4 protein-coding genes and 3 pseudogenes are annotated in these 7,087 nt (G+C 41.0%); 6 read left to right on the plus strand and 1 reads right to left on the minus strand.

The window, feature by feature from the left end:
* The first annotated feature begins 313 nt into the window (after nt 1-313).
* The 6 genes and pseudogenes from EWV66_RS07555 to EWV66_RS07580 form a co-directional block, all read left to right on the plus strand.
* Entirely contained in the window at nt 314-1,255 is a 942-nt protein-coding gene (locus EWV66_RS07555) for a glycosyltransferase family 2 protein (RefSeq protein WP_002788812.1), read from the plus strand.
* Nucleotides 1,256-1,544: 289 nt separating this feature from the next.
* Entirely contained in the window at nt 1,545-2,954 is a 1,410-nt protein-coding gene (locus tag EWV66_RS07560; RefSeq protein ID WP_052276935.1) for a hypothetical protein, read from the plus strand.
* Between the two features lie 243 nt (nt 2,955-3,197).
* Nucleotides 3,198-3,821: a hypothetical protein gene (locus EWV66_RS07565; protein ID WP_052276934.1), complete on the plus strand. Its 624-nt coding sequence runs from the start codon at nt 3,198-3,200 to the stop codon at nt 3,819-3,821.
* A gap of 210 nt (nt 3,822-4,031) precedes the next feature.
* Nucleotides 4,032-4,307 (plus strand): annotated as a pseudogene (locus EWV66_RS07570) (transposase); the annotation flags it as partial.
* A 156-nt stretch (nt 4,308-4,463) separates the two neighbouring features.
* Nucleotides 4,464-5,663, plus strand: a pseudogene (locus EWV66_RS07575) (IS1380 family transposase); the annotation flags it as partial.
* A gap of 243 nt (nt 5,664-5,906) precedes the next feature.
* Nucleotides 5,907-6,032 (plus strand): annotated as a pseudogene (locus EWV66_RS07580) (PEP-CTERM sorting domain-containing protein); the annotation flags it as partial.
* A gap of 41 nt (nt 6,033-6,073) precedes the next feature.
* Here EWV66_RS07580 and EWV66_RS07585 read toward each other — a convergent pair.
* Entirely contained in the window at nt 6,074-6,979 is a 906-nt protein-coding gene (locus EWV66_RS07585; RefSeq protein WP_287115930.1) for an RNA-guided endonuclease InsQ/TnpB family protein, read from the minus strand.
* Nucleotides 6,980-7,087 lie beyond the last annotated feature (108 nt).

Raw genomic sequence — 7,087 nt, forward strand, 5'->3', positions numbered from 1 at the left:
TGGAACGAAATAGAGGCTTTTAAAGACCGCGTACATGGAGAATTAAAACAAGAATTACCCTCGAAAAGCCTATTTTTCTACTAAGTATTTATGCTTATTGCAAAGGTGAGATGCTCCCGCTCCGAGCTTATCGCTTAATACTATTGACTGATAACTTACCCACTGATAACTTACCCACTGATAACTGATAACTGATAACTGATAACTGATAACTGATAACTGAATCCTGAATAAAGATTGTTGATTTTTGCAGGAGGTCTAATCAAGGAACCCAAGTTATTTGGTAAGCTGAAACGGTAATCTTGACCCCCGAATGCGCGTGCTGATCAGTGTTGTCATCCCTACCTACAATCGCCAAGCAATCTTAAAAAAATGTTTACTCGCCCTAGAAAATCAGCGTTTAACCGATAATAAGGTGGAAAACTACGAAATAGTCCTTGTCGATGATGGCTCTACCGATGGGACGATCGCTTGGCTAGAAACTCAAAAGGCTAATTTACCCCATCTGCAACTGTGGCAACAGGATCACGGCGGACCAGCGATCGCTAGGAATCTAGGGGTAGAAAAAGCTAGTGGTGATACGATTATTTTTATCGATAGCGATCTGGTAGTGACAGAAAATTTTCTGCAAGCTCACGCCGACGCTTTAACCGCCGGGGCAGAAAGTCTCAGCAGCGATCGCTTATTTACCTACGGCAGTGTCATTAATACCTGTAACTTCGAGCATCCCACCAGTGAACCCTATAAAATCACCGATTTCTCCGCTGCCTATTTTGCCACGGGCAACGTGGCGATCGCTAAAAAATGGTTATTAGCGGCGGGATTATTTGATACTCAGTTTCAACTCTACGGTTGGGAAGATTTAGAATTAGGGGTGAGATTGAAGCAATTGGGACTAAAATTAATTAAATGTCCCGAAGCCGTCGGTTATCATTGGCATCCCCCCTTTAGTCTCGCTCAAATTCCCAATCTCATCGATAAGGAAATTCAACGGGGACGAATGGGAGTGCTTTTTTATCAAAAACATCCCACCTGGGAAGTGCGGATGATGATTCAAATGACTTGGATTCACCGATTGTTGTGGGGTTTACTTTCCCTAGGGGGAACCCTGAATGAACGCAGCCTCTCCCCGCTGTTACAATGGTTAATCGATCGAGGTAAACCGCAATTAGCCCTAGAAATTGCCCGCATTTTTCTCAATTGGTACAATGTGCGCGGCGTTTATCAAGCTTATCGGGAAATGCAGCTTCAGTAAAATGTCTTGGCGAACACCGATGAAAGCGTTTCTCACAAAGACGAGGTGTCACTAACCCCGCCCTAAAACCAGAGACTTTGTACCTCACCATCGAGATAACTGCCCTAATGGTGAACATTTGCCGATAAAAAACTGAATATTTGCTTTCTTTTTCTGATAATTGCTGCCACAATCAAAAGCAATCAGCATAAAGAGCGGCGGAAAACACTGACCACATTTGCCCCTTGTGAATTATCCTCTGAAATTGGGCATATTATAAAGTAAATTTTCCTAGAGGAGGAATCCCATAATGAATATCTTCGATATTTTAATCGGTTTTGTCGGTGGAGGTGCGATCGGGGGTGGGGCTTTATATGCCCTCCAAGAGGGAAAAATCAAGGAAGAACGGCAAAAATATCAGAAAATTCGGACGGCTTTAGGTGCAACCGAAGCGGAGTTAAAAGACAGCAAAGGACAGTTAAAACAACTCGCTCTCTCCGAAGAACGGATTCGCAATATCGAAGCCACCTATAGAGAAGAAGTGGCTAAATTGCAGAAAGAGTTAGAAGATAGCCAAGGACGTGTACAAGGGGCAGCCAGCGCCACTGCCGCTCAAGCAGTGGAAGTCGCCGATAAAACCCAAATTCAGCAACTTGAACAGGAATACGAGGCTAAAATCGAGGAATTGCGCCAAAGCTACCAAAGTCAAATACAAGAGATTATAGACGGGAAGCAAGGGGAAATAGAAGCCCTGCGTCAAAGTCAACAGGCGCAGATTCTAGAATTAGAAGAGGGCTATCAGTGGCAAATTCAACAACTAGAACAGAGTTATCAAAGCCAACTGTTAGGACTAGAAAATGCCCGCCAAGCAGTAGTGGATGATCGAACCACTGAAATCGTCGAACCCTGGGATGATTTCCCCGATAGCCCCAGGGACGAAGAAATAAATCCTTTGGATGGTTTTATCACCGAAGAAAACCTAGGATTGGAACCAGAATTTGCCCCTGAAACGCCACTAGAAACGTCCATTTCCGAACCAGAATTCAACAGTGATATGAATCCTTTTGATGGTTTTATCACTGAAGAAAACCTAGGATTGGAACCAGAATTTGCCCCTGAAATGCCCCTAGAAACCTCCGTTGACCAGGAGACATTTGACGGTTTAAACAGCCCAGAAGAAACCTTAGTTTCTCCAGAAATGACTGAGAGCGAAGATTTTCCCGTCATGGCAGAACCAGCAATCTCTGACTGGGAGATGTCCGCTGCTGAGATAGAATTTCTCAATAGTTTAACATTAGAGGAAGAAACGAGAACTATCGGTAGCCTAGAAGAATTATCGGGTAATTACGGTCAGATTCAAGAAACCGTTAGCAGTGACACCAGTTTCTCTGATTTATTAGCCACCGATGCCGAAAAATTCGCTGATAACCAAAATTTTCTCGATGACTTATTTGCTGATACCGATGACAGCAATAACCCCGAATTATTCGATTATTTTGCGGAAGAAACCCCCACAGTTGCATCTAACCGCCAAAATGTTGCTTCTGTTGCGAGTGACCAAGAAGAACTAGATTTCTTCAGTATGTTGGATAATGAAGAAATGGCTAATCTAGAATCCTTACCTTCTGACGAAGAACTGCCCCTTGATGATCTATTTAGCGATGATTTATTCTCGGATGGGGACAATAGCAAAACCACGAGGCTAGAATCTCATCAGTAGGCAGATTGCCCGCCATCAAGGCAGAAGACAGAATTTCTTCCCCACCCGATTTCTGGCTTCTGACTTTCCTAACTGCGCCACCAGCCAGATGGGCGTTTTCCCCCTGTCCCCCGATTCCCCTAACATAGAATAGTAAAAAAATCTACATCAAAAGTAGTGGACATTGTCAAAAAAAACAAATACGATGTGGGAGGGTACGTTGTACCCTTTTGACTGTACCTAGCCTTTTAAGGAGATTTTCCCGTGAAACTCACTATCAAAACCCTTGTTTTGTCCACTGCCACTTTCGGCTTAATGTGGGGTGTGGCACAAAACGCCCAAGCTGCTACTCTAATTCCTGGAGTCACTGCCTCAACGACCATAACAGGACAGGCTAATTGGAATCTAATCGATACCGTCAACGGCAAAGGGCTGCCCAGTAACACTCCCAGTCTTACGGGAAATCATGTGCCGTCGCAGACTGGTAATTCTTGGCGGTCAGGTATTTTAACTAACACGGAGGGCACCACAATTCCCTCAGGTACTATCACTTTTAATCTCAATGGTAGCTATAATCTATCTGGGTTTACTTTCTGGAACCTTGGCAATACGACTGAGGAGCTTGCCAATCAGGGAATTAAAGATGTGACGATTCAATACTCCAACAACGGTGGAACAACTTGGAGTACCCTGAGTGGCGCTCTGGCTTCCTTTGCAAAAGGACTTTTTGGTACTACACCTTTGCTTCAGCCCGCACAGCAGTTCAGTTTTACCTCAGTCGCTGCGACTAATGTTAGATTTACTAATCTGAGTAACTTTGGGGGGTTCACTAACCCCGCATTTCTCACAAAAAATGCGATCACTAATCCCAGAAGTCTTACTGGATAAGGGTTTGAATCCAGTGATCGCCTCGGAATAAAAACAACAGTGTGTTGACCGTTCAAGACTGAAGATCATAATCAATTAGACATTAGATAAAAAATGTTCTAAGTGCGTATTTTTTAGATAAATTAATTGTTTAATTAAAAATTATACGTTAAAAAAAGCCACACAATCTGCTACAATTTAGGAATAGAATAATTTAAGTACGACCAATTTATGACTTCTAATCCTAGCCAAAAAATCAGCCACCAACTCAACTTTGGAAGAATCAAAGGGAAAGAAATAATCGCTAATTTTGAGGGAGGGAGAATCACCTCAGATGCTGGAATTATCTTAATGGCAGAGTTAGATAAAAAACTAAAAATTAGCGATAAATTCGCTGAGGGTTTTCAAGATCATAGAAGTTTATCTTATATAGATTATTCAGTTCATCAATTAGTCTCTCAAAGAATTTATGGACTTATCTTAGGTTATGAAGATGTTAATGATCACGGCTCTTCGGTTTGTGTTATGCAATGGACGAGGGTTACAAGGGATGGAACCTTTATGTAGAAAGGCATTTGGCGATTTTTGTCAATTGTTTTTGCTCTAGAGCGAACTAATCAATTAAGTCTCTTGCCAGATAAGGATTTAGTCGATTTATGCCCCCGGCATGACCCAGCCTTAGCCATTGCTTTAAAAAAACTTGATTTCATTGAATCAAATCAAGGGAGTTTAGCGGGGAAAAGTACAATTAATCGACTGGAATATTGTCCCGAAACTATTCTCAATCAAGAAGAAAGTCGTTATCATCGTATTGAACAGGACCCAAAAAAGATAGAAAAACTTTTTGTTGACATCTTTTTACGATCTTATAAAAATCCTCCTCGTCAAATTATTTTGGATATGGATGTAACAGATGATCAAGTACATGGTAATCAAGAGGGAGCCTTTTTCAATACTTATTATAACGGAGTATGTTATGCGCCTTTGTCTATATTTTGTGGGCATCATTTATTAGTAGCTAAACTCCGTTCTTCTAATGTAGATCCAGCCGATGGGGCCTTAGAGGAATTACAAAGAGTCATTGAATTAATTAGAGAAAAATGGCCAACCACTCAAATCTTACTGCGAGCTGATAGTGCCTACGCTCGGGAAGAAATCTTTAAATTCTGTGAGGAAGAAGACCGAGTTGACTATGCTATAGCAATGGGAACTAATAACCAATTAAAGTTACGAGCCTCAGATATAATTGAGAAATCTAAGAGAGATTATGAACAGAGACTTGAACCTGTAGTTGAATTAATGGAGACGCTTTTTGCGAAAGAAGAAGACTTAGAATTGGTCAGAAAATTAGTCCCTGATTCCACTTGGTATCGTTCTTTATGCTATCAAACTGAAAAATCTTGGAGTCGTCAAAGAAGAGTAGTCACCAAAGTTTCTCAGGGCAGTGAGGGTTTAAAAATTCGTCATGTTGTCACGTCTTTACCAGCTTCAAAAATACCTCCATCTAAACTTTATACTGAGAAATATTGCCCCAGAGGTGAGAGGTCAAATCGGCTTAAAGAGCAACAATTGGATTTATTCGCCGACCGAACTTCGACTCAGACATTCGAGAGTAATCAATTAAGACTTTGGTTATCCTCAATGGCTTATGTCTTAATGCAGGCTTTTCGTCAACATTGTTTATCTAACACCTCTTTTGCTCAAGCGACTGTCGGCACAATTCGCCTCAGTTTCCTGAAATTAGGGGCGAGAATTACGATGAGTGTCAGGAGGATTTTAATAGCGATCGCTAGTGCTTGTCCCTCTCAAGATATCTTAGCGATAGCTTATTCTAGAATTCAAGCTCTGACTGATACTGGATAAATCTTAGGGTTGCAAAAATAACTAAATAGTTGGTTCCCAGGCTGAGAAGATAATTCAGTCTATTTTGTCGTGAGAAATTTGGCTGATTGACTCAATTTTAGCCAATTTTTTGCCAGCTTTTTGGCTAGTTTAGTCAGATTCTTGTTTCCCAATTTGAGAATTCTTTCTGATTTACAAATAACCGCAATTTTCTGCATCCAAATCAGCTTCCCAACTCAATTTGTGAGAAATGCGGGTAACGCCACCGCAAACAATCGCATTGGCTTCTCAGAGATTCAGTTTGCAGGAACCAAAATCCCCGAACCTTCTTCCTTGCTTGCTCTGTTAGCCTTTGGTTTAGCGGGCGTGAGTTTGGGAAAAAGAATTTAACTTAGTGTCAGCAGAATTCCCTCGCTAGAAGTCCCTCGCTTTTAGGGATGAGATGAATGCCCAACATTTGACACTCCCGCCGTCAAGCTGACGCTGTGACGGGGGATTCTTGATTCACCCCAAACCCGCTTTTGGGTACAAGTACCAAGGAGTCTTACAGTTTCTCCCCAAGCTTGAAATTCCGACTGTCCATCGGTATTTGTTGACAGTATTCTCATACCTTCTTCCCTTAAATTCTTGGCTGCGTTTTCATCTCTATCGTGATGACTCTTACATTCTGGACAAATCCATTCACGAATACTGAGAGTCAACGAATCATTTTTAAATCCACAGCAAGAACAGAGTTTTGTACTCGGATAAAACCTGTCAACTTTTACAAGTTTTCCTCCCTCTCTTTCTAGCTTGTAATCCAAGAAATTAAGCAACATACCCAAACCATCGTCATGTATTGATTTGGCTAATTTAGTCCTTGCTAACCCTTTAATATTCAGATTCTCGGCTACAACGATTTGGTTTTCATCGCACAACTTTCTGGAGAGTTTATGAAGAAAATCTTGTCTAGTATTTGCTATCTTTTCGTGAACCTTGGCTACCTCCTTAATGGCTTTTTGGCGATTATTAGACCCCTTGGCTTTACGAGACAATGCTTGTTGTCTCCGCTTTAAACGTTTAGCATATTTTCTGGTAGGTTTGATTGGGTCAATCTTGTAGGTTGTTTCACCATCAAAAACCGTAACTAAAGAAGATAAACCTAGGTCTATCCCTGATATTTTTAGTTTTTCAATGGTTGTTGAGTCATCCATCTCAAACAAGATGGCAGCAAAATATTTATCTGTACTGGTTTTAGAAACAGTTACGGATTTAATTTTGCCGTTTATCACTTGAGAAATCTTAGCTTTTACAACCCCTAATTTAGGTAGCTTAATTCCCTTATTTTTAACCGACATTCCGCACATCTTCATATATTTTTATATGTTTTTACATTCCCCAAGATGTTTTTACGAAAAACTGTCATTGTAGAGAATACTATTGAGAACTATTTTCAATAATTGATT

Source organism: Microcystis sp. M_OC_Ca_00000000_C217Col (genome assembly GCF_007095585.1).
Lineage (GTDB): Bacteria > Cyanobacteriota > Cyanobacteriia > Cyanobacteriales > Microcystaceae > Microcystis > Microcystis panniformis.

What these genes read in the sequence shown, in the direction of transcription:
- EWV66_RS07555 (WP_002788812.1), top strand. Translation starts at nt 314, where the DNA reads ATGCGCGTGCTGATCAGTGTTGTCATCCCTACCTACAATCGCCAAGCA.
- EWV66_RS07560 (WP_052276935.1), top strand. Translation starts at nt 1,545, where the DNA reads ATGAATATCTTCGATATTTTAATCGGTTTTGTCGGTGGAGGTGCGATC.
- EWV66_RS07585 (WP_287115930.1), bottom strand. Translation starts at nt 6,979, where the DNA reads ATGTCGGTTAAAAATAAGGGAATTAAGCTACCTAAATTAGGGGTTGTA.